This window comes from Nonomuraea maheshkhaliensis, from assembly GCF_039529435.1.
Lineage (GTDB): Bacteria > Actinomycetota > Actinomycetes > Streptosporangiales > Streptosporangiaceae > Nonomuraea > Nonomuraea maheshkhaliensis.
In genome coordinates this window covers 1-14,652 of sequence record NZ_BAAAMU010000129.1, presented here as the reverse complement: position 1 = coordinate 14,652, position 14,652 = coordinate 1, and the positions used below count along the sequence as shown (strand labels likewise).

The window sequence follows — 14,652 nt, the reverse complement described above, 5'->3', positions numbered from 1 at the left end:
CCCCGTCGGATCGGTCAGCCGCCGCAGGCGGCGAAGACGAACGAGTCGGGGAGGATCGTGTAGCGGTCCCTGATCTTGACCGAGCCGTTCCCCGTGTCGATCCGCACGATCGTCATCCTCGTCTTCCCGCCCGGCTCGCTGATCAGGTGGGCGGTCAGCTCATGGTCGCCGGTCCAGTCGAGCATGTGGACGTGCCCGGCCGGCAACTTGACCCGCCGGCGCTCCCCCACCTGGTCACCCGCCATGTCGTACATCACCGTCTGCGCCTTCGCCCCGCCCACCAGGATCGCCGCGGTGCGCCCGTCGGCGGCGAGCGCCGGTGGCAGGTTGGCCGCGATGACCTGTGGCGGCGTGACCCGGCTCAACTCCTCGCCGGTCTCGGAGTAGGCGGCCAGCTCGGTGACGGACTCGTCGGCCTGGATGGTGGCGATCAGCTCGCCACCGTCGCCGCTGAACCCGGCCACCGTCGCCTCGGGCGGAAGGACGCCGAGCTGCTCGCCCGTCGCCGTGTCGAAGATCCGCGTGCCGGCCGGCCTGTCGCCGCGCGGGGAGGCGGCCAGCCGGGCGCCGTCGTCGGACAGCGCCAGCGTGACCTCGTACTGGGCCCGCTTCGGCAGCGCGTCCTTGGCGAGCAGCGTGACCCCGCCGCCGAGCGTCCGCACGGCCAGGCGGCCCTTCTTGGTGAAGTACGCCACCCGCCGCCCGTTCCCGCTGACCGCGATGGGGGCCGGCACGTAACGGTTGGCGGAGCCGTCGGCCTCCAGCGCGAGCGTCTGCGCGTCGGGCAGGGTGCTCTTCGCGCCGCTGTGCATGACGAGCCGCCACGAGCCGCACGGTCTGGCGCCGCCGCCCTTGATCGGGCAGCTCTTGATGGAGGCGTAGCGGATGCTGTCATGGGCGTGCCCGGAGACGTGGGCCTGGGCGGGCGCCGGCCAGACCAGGGCAATTGCCGTGGTCAGGGCGAGCACCGGAGTCAGGGCTGAGAGGATCTTGGTGCGCATGCGGTTCACTCCCCCGCGAGGACGTAGGCGTGGTACCCGGACCTGATCGAGTACTTGTCGGCCTGCTCGGCCGCCCCGTTCGCCGGATCCACCGTGAGCACCCTGACCTCCGTCGCTCCTGAGCTGTCGTCCGTCGTGATCGTGGTGGTGAGCCGGCCGCCGCTCCATCGCGCCAGGTACGGCGTCACGTCGGCCGGGAGCGGCAGGTCCGCGCCGGGCGACAGCTCGCCGTTGGCGAGGTCGTACGTGCGCACCCGTGATGGTTTGTCCTGGCTGGTGGTGAAGAACCCTACAGTGGTGCCGCCGGCGTCGAGCGCGTAGGTGCCGCCGTTGACCACGATCGCGGGCGGGGTGCGCTTGAGGAAACCGCCGCCGGGGCGCAGGGCGTACATGGCGACGGTGTTGTCGCTCATCGTCCGGGTGGCCAGCACCTGGTCGCCGTCGGCGCTGAAGCCGTACGTCGAGTAGGCGGCGGGCAGCGTCGTGATGCCGCCGGTGGCGACTGTGACGATCTTGGAGCGCAGGCGCTCGGGATCGTCCTGGTAGTCGATCAGCACGCGGTGGCCCGAGGGTGACAGGGTGAGGGTCAGGTCGTCGCTGCCGACGCCCTGGGGCCTGGCGGAGGCGGGCAGCTCGGTGGCCGGGCCGCCATCGGCCCGCCGGACGACCAGGCGGTGGTCACGGGCCCGTTCGTAGGCCAGCACGCGGCCGTCCGCGCTGACGGCGAACGTGGCGGCCTGGCCGGTCCTGCGGCCCTTGCCGTCGACCCCCCGGGCGGCGGCGTCGCGGACGGCGACCTGGCGGCCGTCGCGCAGCAGCAGCCGCCACGTGCCGCAGGGCCAGGACGTCTCCCGTTTCTTGTCGTAGCAGGTCTTGATCCAGGCCGCGCGGACAGCCGTACGGGAGGAATCCGCCCGGGCCGGGACGGAGCCGAGCCCCAGCGCGCCGATGACCGCCGGCGCGAGGAGCGCCGCGGCCGCCGAGGAGAGCCTCATGGGTGTGGTCCTTTCGCTCACCCCGTTAGACACGGACGCGACGTGTTCGGTTGATCACGGATCGGCCACACGTCGCGCCGGGCTAGAGGGGACGGCGACCGGCGAAGCCCAGCTCGGTGCGGTGGTACCAGCCGAGCTCGCGCTCCCCCTCGATCCAGCACAGCCGCACGGAGACCCCGTCGAGCACCGAGGGGAAGTCGACCAGCACGGGCGCGATGCCCTTGACCTCGATGCCGCGCTCGTTCCACCCGCTCAGGATCTCCTCGATGCGGGCCTGCAGTCCTTTGAGCTCGGGCAGGCCGCCCAGCTCGGATCCGCCGCCGGTGCGGCGCGCGAAGTCGATCTCGGCCAGGTCGGCGCGGGCGGCGATCACCACGGCGGCCTCCTCCATCACGGCGGGGAGCAGCGCGCGGGCCTCGTCCAGGGTGAAGATCCGGTCCATGGGCGGCAACGTTAGCGGTCGGGGTCGTAGGCGTGGATGAGCAGCCGTTCGGCGTGGTCGAGGTAGTCGTCGAGATAGGCGGCGGCCTGCTCGGTCTCGCCCGACTCGATCAGGCCGAGCAGTGCGCGGTTGCGGTCGACGAACGGCTCGTGGAAGGCACGCGGGTTTTCCATCACGTGGAAGACGAGCCGCAGCTCGGCGAGGAGCTGGCGCATGGCCTCGTCGATCCGCGGGCTCGCGTTGAACGAGACCAGGGCCTGGTGGAAGCGGATGTTGGCGGTGCCGACGCCCTGCCAGTCGTCGCGCGCCGCGGCCTGCTCGGCGTCGAGCACGGCCTGCTTGAGCAGCGCCAGGGCCGGCTCGGCCGGAGCCCGCCGCACGGCCGCGCCCTCCAGCACGCGGCGCACCTGGTAGAGGTCGGCGACGTCCTCGGCGGACGGCAGCCGGACGAACACGCCCCTGTTGAGCCGGTGGTCGAGCAGCCCTTCGTGGCCGAGCAGCCGGAACGCCTCGCGCAGCGTGTTGCGCGACACCTCCAGCGCCTCCGAGATGGACTCCTCGGACAGCCGCTGACCCGGCTGGAAGTAGCCCTCGCTGATGCGGCCGCGCAGGACGTCGGCCACCCGCTCGGCCGTGCTGCTGCGCCCCAGCCGCGGCCGGTCCTGGGAGAGATCGGCAACCACGTTATCCACATTTAACAGGGAATCATGGAGCAAACCTCTTGTCGAATTGTTCAACGATCCTTACGTTGATAACTATCCCCCACGATTTCAAGGAGCGATCGATGTCAGGCTCCACGCAACAGACCCGGCGGGTGATTCTCGCCAGCCTGATCGGCACGTCGCTGGAGTGGTACGACTTCTTCCTCTACACCACTGCGGCCACCCTGGTCTTCCCCAAGCTCTTCTTCCCCTCCCTCGACCCGTTCAACGCGGTCCTGGTCTCCCTGACCACCAACGCCGTCGCCTTCGTGGCCAGGCCGCTCGGCGGCATCGTGTTCGGCCACTTCGGCGACCGGGTCGGCCGCAAGACGGTGCTGGTGGTGACGCTCCTGGTGATGGGCGTCTCGACGTTCCTCATCGGCGTGCTGCCCGGGTACGCCAGCGTGGGCGTGCTGGCCCCGGTCCTGCTGGCGCTGCTCCGCTTCGTGCAGGGCCTGGGCCTCGGCGGCGAGTGGGGCGGCGCGGTCATCATGTCGCTGGAGCACGGCGACGGCCGGCGGCGCGGCTTCAACGCGAGCTGGCCGCAGGTCGGCGTGCCCGCCGGCTACGTGCTGGCCACGGGCCTGCTGGCGCTGATGTCGTTCGTCATGTCCGACGCGGCGTTCCTGTCGTGGGGCTGGCGGGTGCCGTTCCTGCTGTCGGGCGCGCTGGTGTTCGTCGGCCTGTGGGTGCGGCTGAAGGTCACCGAGTCGCCGCTCTTCGAGGCGGTCGAGCAGCAGGGCGCCAAGGCGCGGATGCCGCTGGTGGAGGTGCTGCGCACGCACCCGCGCGCGCTGCTGTCGGCCTTCACCGCGCGGATCGGGGTGGACGTGGCCTTCTACACGTTCACGGCGTACATCATCGTCTACATCACCACCGTGCTGGAGCTGCCGCGCTCGTACGCGCTGAACTCGGTGCTCATCGGCTCGGCGCTGCAACTGGCGCTGATCCCGCTGGCCGGCGCGCTGTCCGACCGGTACGGCCGCCGTCCCGTCTACTTCGCGGGCGTGCTCGGCGCGGCGGTGTGGGTGTTCGTCTTCTTCCCGCTGCTCGACACCAAGTCCTTCCCGCTGATCGCGCTGGCCGCGGTGGTGGCGCTGGTCACCCACGCCGCGATGTACGGCCCGCAGGCCGCCTTCATCGCCGAGCTGTTCAGCACCCGCCTGCGCTACAGCGGCGCGTCCATGGGCTACCAGGTGGCCGGCATCGTGGGCGGCGCCCTCGCGCCGGTGATCGCGCTGCAGTTGTTCGCGTCCTACCAGTCCACGATCGCGGTCTCGATCTACGTGGTGATCGCCCTGGCCGTCACGACCGTGGGCCTGGCCATCGCTCCTGAGACCCGCGACCTCGACCTGGCGGAGAGCGCCCCCGAAGCCGCGCCCAAGGCCCCGCAGGTGGGCCCCTTCGCCTGAACCGTCGTTCTTCCGACCATCGCAGGAATGCCGCGAAAGCCGCGGGCGGCGGCTGCCGACGCCGCCCGCGCGGAAGGGTCTCGATGAGAATCGCACTGGCCGTACTGGCGGCTCTGGTCGCGATCCCCCTGCTCATCGGGGGCATCGGCGGGCTGGAGAGCACGGGTGGCGGCGAGGTGGCCGTCGTCCGCGACGGCGGGATCTTCGACGACAACAAGGTGCGCCAGGTGATCGACGCCGGCTCCGGGCTCACCTGGACGGGAATGTGGTCCTCCGTCCACCTCTATCCGGCGCAGCAGCGCTTCTACACCATCACCGCCGACGCCAAGCGGGCGACCACGCTCGGCGTGGACGTGGTGACGGTGCCGAGCAGCGACGGCGTGAACCTGGGCATCGAGGGCACCCTCTACTTCACGCTCAACCTGGATCACGAGACGCTCAAGAAGTTCGACGACAAGTACGGCACCCGCACCTTCCGGGCCCAGGACGACCGCTCGCTCTACGCCTGGGACGGCGACGAGGGCTGGAGCGCCTTCTTCGGCCAGGCCGTCCGGCCGGTGATCGACAACGCGCTGCGCGGGCAGATCGGGTCGATGCGCTGCGCGGAGCTGGTGCCGTCGTGCTCGCTGCTGGAGAGCAACGCGCTCAAGCCGCGCGACAGCAACGCCAACATCGCCGAGGTGCAGAACGCGGTCAACGCCTCGCTGGCCCGCGACCTGCCCGTCACGCTGGGCGGGGAGTTCCTCACCGGGCTGCGGTTCACCCTGGTCAAGGTGACGCTGCCGGACGAGGTGCAGCAGGCGGTGGACCGCTCGCTGTCGGCCTCGGCGGCCGTCTCCGAGGCCCAGGCGCGGGTGGCCCAGGCCAAGGCCGAGGCGGAGGCCAACCGCGCCAGGCAGGACGGCTACGACAAGTGTCCCGCCTGCGCGGAGATCGAGAAGCTCAAGTCACTGCCGCAGGGCATCACGGTGTACGCGCCGGGCAACCCGCAGGCGGTGGTCGTACCGTCCCGTTAGACTTCGGCGCCCTCCGGTCTGGCGGCCCGCCAGCGGCCCTTGAACGCGACCATCGAGACGAGGAAGACGATCTGGCCGGCCAGCGCCACGCTCAGCCAGAGCTGCCAGCCGCCGGCCTCCACCACCCTCGGGGAGACGACCAGCATGACCACGATCATCACCCGGACGACCATGCCCCACAGTCCCAGGGCCGAGCCCTGCAGCCGGGACTCGACGTCCTCGGCGTTCTCGGAGAAGTTGGCCATCCACGGGACGTACGCGACGCCCATGAACAGGAAGAGCAGCGCGTAGACGGCGGTGACGTGCCCGGTGGAGACGCCGGGCCCGATCAGGGAGATGAAGTACGCCAGCGTGGCGGCGGTGAGCACGGTGCCGACGGCGGCGAACGGCTTGCGCAGCCGCAGCCGGTCCGACGCCCGGCCGACGATCACCACCGCCAGGGCGTTGAGCACGATGCCGAGGGCGACGACCCGGTTGGCCGTGGCCGCGTCCATGCCGAAGGCGGTGGCCAGGATGGTCTGGCCGAAGATGGTGAACGTCCAGTAGAGCACCTGCCAGCCGGTGTTGCCGAGCACGTGGGCCCAGAGGTGGGGGTGCTTGAACAGCTCGCGCACCCGGCCGTGGCCGGCCTCCCCCTCGACCGCGAGCTCCTGCTCGGCCTCCAGCACCTGCGCCCGCAGCGCCCCGGACGGCTCGGCGATCTTCCAGATGATCACGGCGCACATGCTGAGCGACACGACGCCCATGATGATCGCCTGCGACTGCCACGCGTTGCCGAACAGCGGCAGCGTGAACCCCGCGATGAACGAGGCCAGGAACGCCGCCCCGACCGGCCCCCACGTCCAGAACGCGAACGCCTGCGCCCGCCCCATGCGCGGCGAGAAGTCGCGCACCAGCGAGGCGGTGATCGTGATGCCCGCGCCCTCGATGAACAGCATCAGGCAGCGCACCCAGAACAGCTCGGCCACGGTGTCGACGGTGGCCAGCAGGAAGTTGCAGGCGGCGGTGACGGTGAGGGTGGGCACGAGGATCGCCACCCGGCCCCACCGGTCGGACAGGATGCCGCCGAAGCCCGCCGACAGCCCGCCCACCAGCACCGACAGCGCGGCGAGCTGTCCGTAGACGGTCAGGGACATGCCGAGGTCGGTCATGAGGAGGGGCAGGATCGTGGCCAGCGTGGTCTCGAAGTTCGCCACCAGGCTGGCCAGTACGGCGACGGCCAGCAGCAGAATGCGGCGGCGGCCGACCGGGTAGACACTCAGTTCGCGGACATAGAACGGCTTCATTCCCATCCTCCAGGGACGGTCCTGCGTGCTGTCGCTCTAGAACGCGTTTCTAGTGCGCCCAGGTTTTCCGTTTTGTACCGGTAAGTCAATGTGCTGCGAGATCACGATGTAATCTCGATCACACGCTCCGGGTTGTGACGCAATCGCCATCGATTCCTGGAACAGCCACCGTCGAATAGGCATAAACTGCGCGCCTGTGAGCCTGCCTGTACGAGAACGTTCCCCCCGGCCGGGTGGCGGCCGACACCGCCGTCCCGTGCCCACGTCCTTGCCGCCCGACGCCCCGATGCTCGTGCTCGCCACGCCCGGCGGCGTCACCGGCGTGGCCGAGGAGATAGCGGCAGTGGTCCGCGTCGACAATCCGCAGATCGAGGTGCGCCTCACGAGCGTGACCGACCTCGCGGACTCCCTGCCCTCCGGCCGCGATGCCGTCGTCGTGCCCCTGCTCACCTGGGACGACCCCGTCGTGATGGCCGAGATCGGCAAGGCCGTGGCCGCCGCCGGCTCGGGGGCGGTGGTGACCGAGGCGCTGGGGCCCCACCCGCTGCTGGCCGAGGTCCTGCACATCCGCCTGGCCGAGCGCGGCCTGGCCCGGGCCGACCGCGTCCGCCTGCTGAACGTCTCCAGCCCCGTCGACGGCGTCATCCTCGGCACCGTGGGCGGGATCAGGGCCGTGCAGGCCGTGCAGGCCACCGCGGTGCTCCTGGCCTCCAGGCTCACGCTGCCGGTCGTGGCCGCCTCGCTCGACAGCGACCCCGGCGTGCCGGCGGCGGCCCAGCGGCTGCGCTCCGCGGGCGCCGAACGGCTGGCCATCGCGCCCTGCATGATCGGCCACGAGGCTCCCGTGAGCGTCGTCGAACAGGCCGCGGCGGCGATCGAGGCCGGCCACTCGGACCCGCTCGGCTCCCACAGCGCGGTCGCCGAACTTGTCGCCCGAGCTTACGGAAGTCAACTCGCGACTTGACAAGGGCTTGTAGAGATCACGGGACTCGCGTTACCTTCTGCGCATGCGCCGCGTGGTCTGCAAGGGCGATCGACTCGGCCTCCGTGACATCACGGAGGCCGACGTGCCCGCCCTGCACGCCATCTACGGCGACCGCGTCGCCACCCAGCACATGCCGTTCGCGCCACGTAGCCTGCGCGAGGTCGAACGACTGGTGGACGAGGCCATCGAGGCGTCGGCGGCCGAGCCGCGCCGCCTCTACGTGCTGGCCGTCGTCGACAGCGCGCGCTGCGACATCATCGGGGTCGCGCGGCTGCTGATCGAGGCCGAGCATCCGCACAGCGCCGAGATCGGGTTCGGGCTCCATCGCGACCAGTGGGGGCGCGGGATCGGGACCGACCTCGTACGGTTGCTGCTGTCGTTCGGGTTCAAGCGGCTCGGGCTGCACCGCATCTGGGGCGCCCGCTCCCCCGCCAACCTGCCGGCGCAGCTCGCGATGCTGACGGCGGGGATGGTCGAGGAGGGGCGGATCCGGCACCATGTGCACACGCCGGCCGGGTGGCGGGACTCGATCGTGCACTCGGCGCTAGAGGACGAGTGGATCGAACGCTGACCTGCGCTTCTTGCCTGCCCTAGTCGGTCTGCCAGCCCTTGAGCACCAGGGCCGCGACCTCCTCGGGCGTGCCATGAGTCCCGTCCACGGCGTAGTCCTCCACCCCGGCCCCGTCGAGGATCGACTGCGATTCCCCTGACCTTTCGAGGTGGCGGTCAAGTGCCTTGGGGTCGAGCGCGTGGCGGGCCCGCAGCCGGCGGCGTACCAATGGGAGATCCACGTGCACGCGGCAGACCGCGAGCGGGACGCCGAGCGCCCGGAGGGCCGGGGCGGTCGGTGGTGCGTCTTGCGTGTGGCGAGCGCCGAGATTGTCGGTGGGGCATCCTACGATGAGGCACCTCACGGAGGGATAGTCACATGCTCGACTCGCTGATCGTGCCCTTGTTCGTCACCACGGACCTGCCGCCCGAGGCGGAGCTGGCCGAGTTCGGTGAGTTGCTCGCCGAGACGGCGCGCGTGCTCGGCGACGACGGCTACGAGGCGTTCCTGGTGGGCCGGGTGTTCTGGCTGGACCGGCCGGTGCTGCCCGAGCAGAGCCCCGCCGCCGAGGGCGAGCTGCGCTTCGCCGGCATGCTCGGCCACCTCGCCGCCTCCGGCGCCGGTCACACCACGCGTGAGGTGGTCGGTGACGTGCGGCGGGCGATCGGGCAGGCGGTGACCGAGCGGTACGGTGACGTCGGGGTGGCTCCGGCCGTGTTCGCGATCCGGGATCAGGACGTGCGCGAACGTACCCCCGAGCTCGCCATCCACGTCGACACGCGCGACGCGGCGGCCGAGTTGGTGAGCGCCGCCAGGTCCTACCTGTAGTCCCCAGGCGCTGGTCAGGGTGGAGGCTGCGGTTCCTCGGGTTCGAGGGTATGGGTCACGGCCCTAACCGGACGGCGCACGGCTCTCGTCGGGTGAGTGCAGCTCCCGGCAGGCAGGTGACGGCTCCGGCCGACGGGGGCGCGCGGCTCTGGCTGGTGAGGGCGCGGCCCTGGCGGGTTGGGGGCGTCTCGTGCGATCGTGAACGGTGATCCTTCCGGCGGGCGAGCACCGCGACGCCCTCCGTGGCGGTGACGGCCCGGCGACTTGGAGGTCCCGTTATGGCGGTGCTCGGCGCGATCTGCTTCGGGCTGGTGATCGGCTGGATCACGTTCGGCCTGCTGCGGCGCGGACCGTCCGGCGGCCGGCCTGCCGGTGGTGGGCTGGCTGGTGGCGGGCTGGCCGAGTTGGCTGCGGTGCTGGCCGCCGTGGGTGGTGGGCTGGTGGTGGCGCTGCTCGATCTGGCCGACGTGTTCGGGGGTTACGCGGTGGGGCTGGTGGTCGGGTTCTTCGGTTATCTGGTGCTGGTGACGCTCATGCCATCCTCCAAGTGGGCCGGGGAGCCGTCCGGAAGGCCGACCAGCACGTACGACGCCCACAGCTCCGGCTCTGCGGAGCCGTAGAGCTCACGCAGGCCGAGTACGGCGGCGCGCAGGGCATACGCCGGTCCTTCGCCCGCGCGGAGCCTGGTGTGCAGGTCGCGCATGAGAGCCCGGGTGATCTCGGCGGACACCCGCCACGACGAGAGCACCACGGCCCCCGCGCCGGCGTGCAGCAACCCGTACCCCAGCCCGACCAGACCGTCGTGCGTGCCGCCACCGTGTCCCCTCTCGGAGGCGGCCTCGTGCACGGCCTCGCGGTTCCTCCCCCGAGCCGTCATCTGGGCCGATGCGCGGGCCGTTTCATGGGCTGTTTCGCCGGTCGGCTCGTGCGTGGGTTCGTGGGCCGTGACGAGCACGAGGTCGGCGTCCAGGCGCATGCTCATGAGGTCGCGGGCGGTGCGGAGGCCGTCGGCGAGACGGATGCCGGCGGCGAACGGGTCTCCGGGATCCTCGACGGCGCGGCAGGCCAGGTGCACCACGCGCCACGAGCCGTTCTGGGGGCTTCGGGTCAGGGCGTGCGTGGTGGCCTGGCGAGGGGTGGTGCCGAGCAGGGCGGCGGCATCCCGGGCCTCGGCCTCCACCACCGGACGCTCAGCGGCATCGGGGGTGAAGGAGAGGACCAAGGAGTCCCGTCCACGCGCCGGAGCCCTTCTCGTCAGCCCCGACAGGACTGCGGCGGAGGGGGCGTACGCGACGGGGAAGCGTTCGATCAGCGGGCGACCGTCCGGGGCCAGGGCGTGCAGCGGGATGCGGTGCAGAGCCGCGTGTGGGATCAGGTGGAGCAGGTCCACGTCGTCGCCCAGGGCTTGGACCGCCTCTGACAGAAGCAGGTCGGCCAGGCGGCGCCAGAGGTCCGCGCGGTGCCGGCGGGCCTCGATGTCGAGCAGGCCTGGCCGGCGACCGTCGGCGGTGCGCAGGAACGCGGCCAGAAGGGGACGATCGACCGCAGTGGGGAAGGCACGCGGCTCGGCCCAGCCGGTGCGGTGCGCCAGCACGGTCACAGTCTCTTCGCCGACATGAAACCCGAGCAACGCCGTCACCACACCCGGCTCCGCTGCCGGGTATGGGTGCGGGCCGGGGTCCGGGTCCAGACTCGTGTGCGGGTCCGGGCTCGGAGCGGAGTGCAGTTGCGAGCCCGCATGCGGGTGCGGGGTCGGGTGGGGCATCGACTGTGCCGGGGCCGGTGCCGTCGGTGCCGGCCCGCCGCGACGGCCGGGGGCGTTCACGAGGGCGTCGAGGTCGGCTCGGCTGAGTGGGGTGCCTCGGCGCAGGGCGACGTGGTCGGGGGCCAGGGGCTCCATGCGACGCCAGAGATCGTCCAGGACGGCTCGGGCTGTGTGGGCACGGCGGATGAGGTGGGCGGCGCGTTCCGGGTCACGGGTGTTGCGGGCCGCCGACATGAGCGTGCGGACGGCCTCCAGCCCTCGCCGCTCCGCCTCCAGCAACTCGGCAGGCACGCCGTAGGGGGCCGGCCAAACCTGAGGGCTGGAATGTGCGGCGGGCACGTCGGGAGAAGGTGGGCGGTGGGCGGGGGCCAGGTGAGTGGTGAGGGTGTGGTGCTTGGCGTGTTCGGCGTGGGTCCAGGCCGTCATGCCCTGGTTCAGGTGGGTGGCGAGGCGGATCACGCGGTCTTGGGCGGCCTTGTGGCCCAGGGCATGGGCTCGTTCGACGTCAGCGAGGGCGGCGGGGAGGTCGCCTAGCTCTTCGGCGGCGATCGAGCGGTGGTGGCAGGCGGTGGCGAGCTCCGGATCATGCCCCAGCTCAGTCAGCAGCTCGATCGCCGCGGACAACCGGCGGCGTGCGGCGGCGTGGGCATGAGTGCGGGCTTGGGAATCGGCGTCGGCGTCGGCAGGGGAATCGGCGGGCACGCGGATGTCTGTGGCCGCCCCTGCGCCAGGGGCCTCGGTGGCGGTGTGAGCGTCGGCACCGGGAGCGCGGGCGGTGCGGGCCGTGGCTGGGCCGCGCACGGCGGCGAGGTCGAGGGCGCCGAGACGGCCGAGCGCGACGGCCTCTCCGGCGCGGAACCCGAGCTCCTGCGACAGGGCGAGCGCTTCCTCCAGCCATGCCCGCTCAAGCTGCGCCGTACCTGATGGCGCCTCCCTTGGCCGCGCCCCCGCCTCCCGATCTGCCACCGCTTTCGTCGCGTGAGCCGCCGCCGCGTCCGTCTCCTTGGCTGCCTCCTCACGCCGCGCAGCTCGTTCCAGGCGGGCGAGGGTGAGCAGGGCCAGGACCGTGCCGCGCGGGCGGCCGTGTTCTCGTTCGAGGGTCAGGGCCCGGTCGGCGAAGGGGCGTCCGTTTGTGGGCTCCCCGCGCAGCTCGTGGACCAGGGCCAGGCCGGCGTAGGCGGAGGCGAGGCCGGGTGGGCCGCCCAGCTCCTCGCCGAGCGTGATGGCCTCGTGGTAGCGGGTCGCGGCCTCGTTCAGCTCGCCCAGCTTGAGGTGGAGGTCCGCGCGGCCGGTCAGCAGCGGGGCCCGGAGTGCGCGCCAGATGGGGGCCTCGACCAGGGCCAGCCCCTCCTCGTACGTCCGCGCGGCCTCGGACCAGCGGGCCAGGTCCGAGAGGGCGGCGGCGAGGAGGCCGAGGGACTGGACGAGGTGGGCCGGGAACGCGGTGCCCTCGTCCCTGGCCAGCTCGACCGCCCTGGACAGGTGGGTGACCGCCTCCTTCGTCCGGCCCAGCTCGGTGGCCACCGCGCCCAGGTTCAGGAGGTGTTCGACTATCCGTTCGTCACGCAGCTCGTACCCCTGGAGGGCGTGATCATAGGCGGCGGGCAGGTCGCCCAGCTCGCGGCAGTAGTACGAGAGCCTGGCCAGGAGATAGGAGCGGTCGGCGAGGTCACGGTCGTCGTCCCAACCACCAGAGCCGGGTGAAGCGGTGGGTGAGGGGTGGGTGAGGAAGTGGTGGGCGAGGGTGCGGGCCGTTGGGAGGTCGCCGGACGATTCGGCCTCGGCCAGGCGGAGCCACGACTGCAGGCGTTCGGACGCCTCTCCGCGCCGGCCCCCCGTACCGAGGGAGGCGAGGGCTCTGGTCAGGGTGGCGCGGCCGCGGGTGAGGTCGCCGAGGGCGAGCTGGATGCCGGCCAGGCGGGACAGGACGGTGGCGTCCATCTCCCCCGCCATGGCCGCGATGATCTCGAACGGTGCTCCCGCCGCAGAGACGTCGTCGTCGGCCGCCTCAAGACCCGTGAGACCCTCCTCCAGAGCGGCCCTGGCGCGGCGGAACTCGCCCTGTGCCTCCAGGGCGAACCCCAGCTTGATCGAGGCCAGCGCGGCCGAACGGTGCCGGCCCCCGTCGCGGAAACCCGCCAGCGCCGCCTCCAGGGCCCGCGTCCGGGCTCCGAGGTCTCCGGTACGGGCTGCGAGCGCGGCCAGCCGGTCATGGACGACGGCTTCCTTGAGCGCGTCCCCGCCGGCCAGCCCGAGCGCCGACTGCAGGCGTTCACCGGCCTCCCGGAGCTCGCCCAGCTCCACGTCCACCGCGGCCCGGCCGAGGGTGGCGATCAGCAGCGTCTCCAGATCGCCCTCGGCGGCGGCCAGCTCCAGGGCCCGTTCGAGGTCTTCTGACGCTTCCTCGGCGCGGTCGAGGGCCGTCAGGCAGGAGGCGCGCATGCTCAGCGACGCCGCCTCCTTCGCCCGCGCCCGCAGCCCGGCGAACGCCTCCGCCGCCACCCCGAACGCCGCCAGCGCCCGTTCCGCATCACCCTCCGCGTAGGCCAGGCAGCCCAGGTTGTAGCGGACGGCCCCGGCTCCGTCGCGGTGCCCGATGGCCTCGTACTCGCGCTCGGCCAGGTCGAAGGCGACTCTGGCGCCGTCGACGTCCCCGCGGCCGCGGCGGCGCTGCGCGATCCGGTACCACTCGTCGGCGGGCTCGCGCCGCTGCCCCTTGCGCCGGACGATCTCCACCAGCCTGGTCTCGCAGGCGGCGGCGTAGCCGGGATGTCCCCGCCCGGACAGCAGCACCGCATGGGCGTCGAGGGCCGCGCACGCCTCCTCCCACGCCCCGGCGGCCTCCAGCTCGATGGCGCAGGCGGCCATGCGTTCGGCGGAGGCCTTGAGCTCGTCCTGGTCGACGGCGGCCCTGGCGGCGTGGACGAGCGCCTTGGCGGCGGCGACGCTCTCCCCGAGCGCGAGGTGGAGCGCGGGCGCCCTGGCCGCGCAGCTGACGGCCTCCTCCGGGTCGCCCGCGGCCAGGTGTGCCACCGCCGCCACGTCCTGGTGCCGCGCCTCGTCCTCCGGCAGCCCGGCCTCCTCGCACACGGCCACGGCGCGCAGGTGGTGCTCCACGGCACGGACGGGGTCGCCGGTCCTCAGGTGAAGCGCACCCATGTGGCCGAACTGGCGCGCCTCGGCGGCGGGATCGCCGAGGTCGTGGTAGACGGCCGCCGCGCGCGCGTACGCCTCCAGGGCACGGGACGGCTCCCCCGACGCTTCGTGTCCTGCTCCCAGCCGTGACAGCGCGTACGCGGCCCGCGAACGCAGCCCGGCCGCCTCGAAGGCCCCCGCCGCCCGTTCCAGCACCGCGCCTGCGGCCTTCGGGCGGCCCGCGTCAGCCAGGCGCAGCGCGGTTCCGAGCAGGAACTCGCCGCGTTCCCCGCTCCCCTCGGCCCTGAGCTCGGCCAGGCTGAGCAGCTTGAGCGCCAGTTCCTCATCCGGGGAGCGCAGGGCCAGCTCGGTGGCGGCCACGGCGAGCTGCTCATCCACGACCAACGGCGGCCGGGCGGGAGGGGCAGGGGTAGAGGGAACGTGGGTGACGGGGGTTGGCGTCTCGAGTGTTGGGGTGTCGGACGCTGACGTCTCGGGGGCTGACGTCTCGGGGGCTGACGTCTCGGGGGCTGACG

General features: G+C 72.3%; 13 protein-coding genes. 6 read left to right on the top strand and 7 right to left on the bottom strand.

The annotated features are described in order from the left end of the window. Window positions 1-14: 14 nt before the first annotated feature. From ABFX54_RS46680 to ABFX54_RS46665, 4 genes are all read right to left on the bottom strand, one after another. Window positions 15-1,001, bottom strand: coding sequence for a WD40 repeat domain-containing protein (locus tag ABFX54_RS46680; RefSeq protein ID WP_346113520.1), 987 nt, complete (start codon window positions 999-1,001; stop codon window positions 15-17). A 5-nt stretch (window positions 1,002-1,006) separates the two neighbouring features. Next, complete coding sequence (locus tag ABFX54_RS46675) at window positions 1,007-1,996, bottom strand: TolB-like translocation protein (protein ID WP_346113518.1); 990 nt, start codon at window positions 1,994-1,996, stop codon at window positions 1,007-1,009. Between the two features lie 82 nt (window positions 1,997-2,078). After that, the gene (locus ABFX54_RS46670) at window positions 2,079-2,438 is read right to left on the bottom strand and encodes a DUF2203 domain-containing protein (RefSeq protein ID WP_346113517.1); all 360 of its coding nucleotides are present in this window, start codon (window positions 2,436-2,438) and stop codon (window positions 2,079-2,081) included. Between the two features lie 11 nt (window positions 2,439-2,449). Further along, window positions 2,450-3,130, bottom strand: a complete 681-nt coding sequence (locus tag ABFX54_RS46665) for a GntR family transcriptional regulator (RefSeq protein WP_346113516.1) — start codon at window positions 3,128-3,130, stop codon at window positions 2,450-2,452. A gap of 92 nt (window positions 3,131-3,222) precedes the next feature. On the opposite strand from ABFX54_RS46665, the gene ABFX54_RS46660 reads away from it, so the two are divergent. Next, window positions 3,223-4,551: an MFS transporter gene (locus tag ABFX54_RS46660; protein WP_346113515.1), complete on the top strand. Its 1,329-nt coding sequence runs from the start codon at window positions 3,223-3,225 to the stop codon at window positions 4,549-4,551. A gap of 83 nt (window positions 4,552-4,634) precedes the next feature. After that, window positions 4,635-5,567, top strand: a complete 933-nt coding sequence (locus ABFX54_RS46655; RefSeq protein ID WP_346113514.1) for an SPFH domain-containing protein — start codon at window positions 4,635-4,637, stop codon at window positions 5,565-5,567. On the opposite strand, the gene ABFX54_RS46650 is transcribed toward ABFX54_RS46655, so the two are convergent. After that, a complete protein-coding gene (locus tag ABFX54_RS46650; RefSeq protein ID WP_346113512.1) occupies window positions 5,564-6,853 on the bottom strand; it encodes an MFS transporter in 1,290 nt (429 codons plus the stop codon). The genes ABFX54_RS46655 and ABFX54_RS46650 overlap by 4 nt on opposite strands. Before the next feature lie 256 nt (window positions 6,854-7,109). On the opposite strand from ABFX54_RS46650, the gene ABFX54_RS46645 reads away from it, so the two are divergent. Continuing rightward, the gene (locus ABFX54_RS46645; RefSeq protein WP_346113511.1) at window positions 7,110-7,817 is read left to right on the top strand and encodes a sirohydrochlorin chelatase; all 708 of its coding nucleotides are present in this window, start codon (window positions 7,110-7,112) and stop codon (window positions 7,815-7,817) included. Between the two features lie 43 nt (window positions 7,818-7,860). Continuing rightward, window positions 7,861-8,409, top strand: coding sequence for a GNAT family N-acetyltransferase (locus ABFX54_RS46640; RefSeq protein WP_346113510.1), 549 nt, complete (start codon window positions 7,861-7,863; stop codon window positions 8,407-8,409). A 19-nt stretch (window positions 8,410-8,428) separates the two neighbouring features. Here the strand turns inward: ABFX54_RS46640 and ABFX54_RS46635 are convergent, their stop codons facing one another. Continuing rightward, on the bottom strand, window positions 8,429-8,629 hold the full coding sequence (locus ABFX54_RS46635) for a hypothetical protein (RefSeq protein ID WP_346113509.1): 201 nt from the start codon (window positions 8,627-8,629) through the stop codon (window positions 8,429-8,431). A 137-nt stretch (window positions 8,630-8,766) separates the two neighbouring features. Here ABFX54_RS46635 and ABFX54_RS46630 point away from each other — a divergent pair, with 137 nt between their 5' ends. Both ABFX54_RS46630 and ABFX54_RS46625 read left to right on the top strand, forming a co-directional pair. Further along, entirely contained in the window at window positions 8,767-9,216 is a 450-nt protein-coding gene (locus ABFX54_RS46630) for a hypothetical protein (RefSeq protein WP_346113508.1), read from the top strand. Window positions 9,217-9,494: 278 nt separating this feature from the next. Continuing rightward, window positions 9,495-9,836, top strand: a complete 342-nt coding sequence (locus tag ABFX54_RS46625; protein WP_346113507.1) for a hypothetical protein — start codon at window positions 9,495-9,497, stop codon at window positions 9,834-9,836. Here the strand turns inward: ABFX54_RS46625 and ABFX54_RS46620 are convergent. Next, window positions 9,728-14,515 carry a CHAT domain-containing protein gene (locus ABFX54_RS46620; RefSeq protein ID WP_346113506.1) on the bottom strand — a complete coding sequence of 1,596 codons (4,788 nt, stop codon included), beginning with the start codon at window positions 14,513-14,515 and terminating at the stop codon, window positions 9,728-9,730. The genes ABFX54_RS46625 and ABFX54_RS46620 overlap by 109 nt on opposite strands. Window positions 14,516-14,652: the final 137 nt, after the last annotated feature.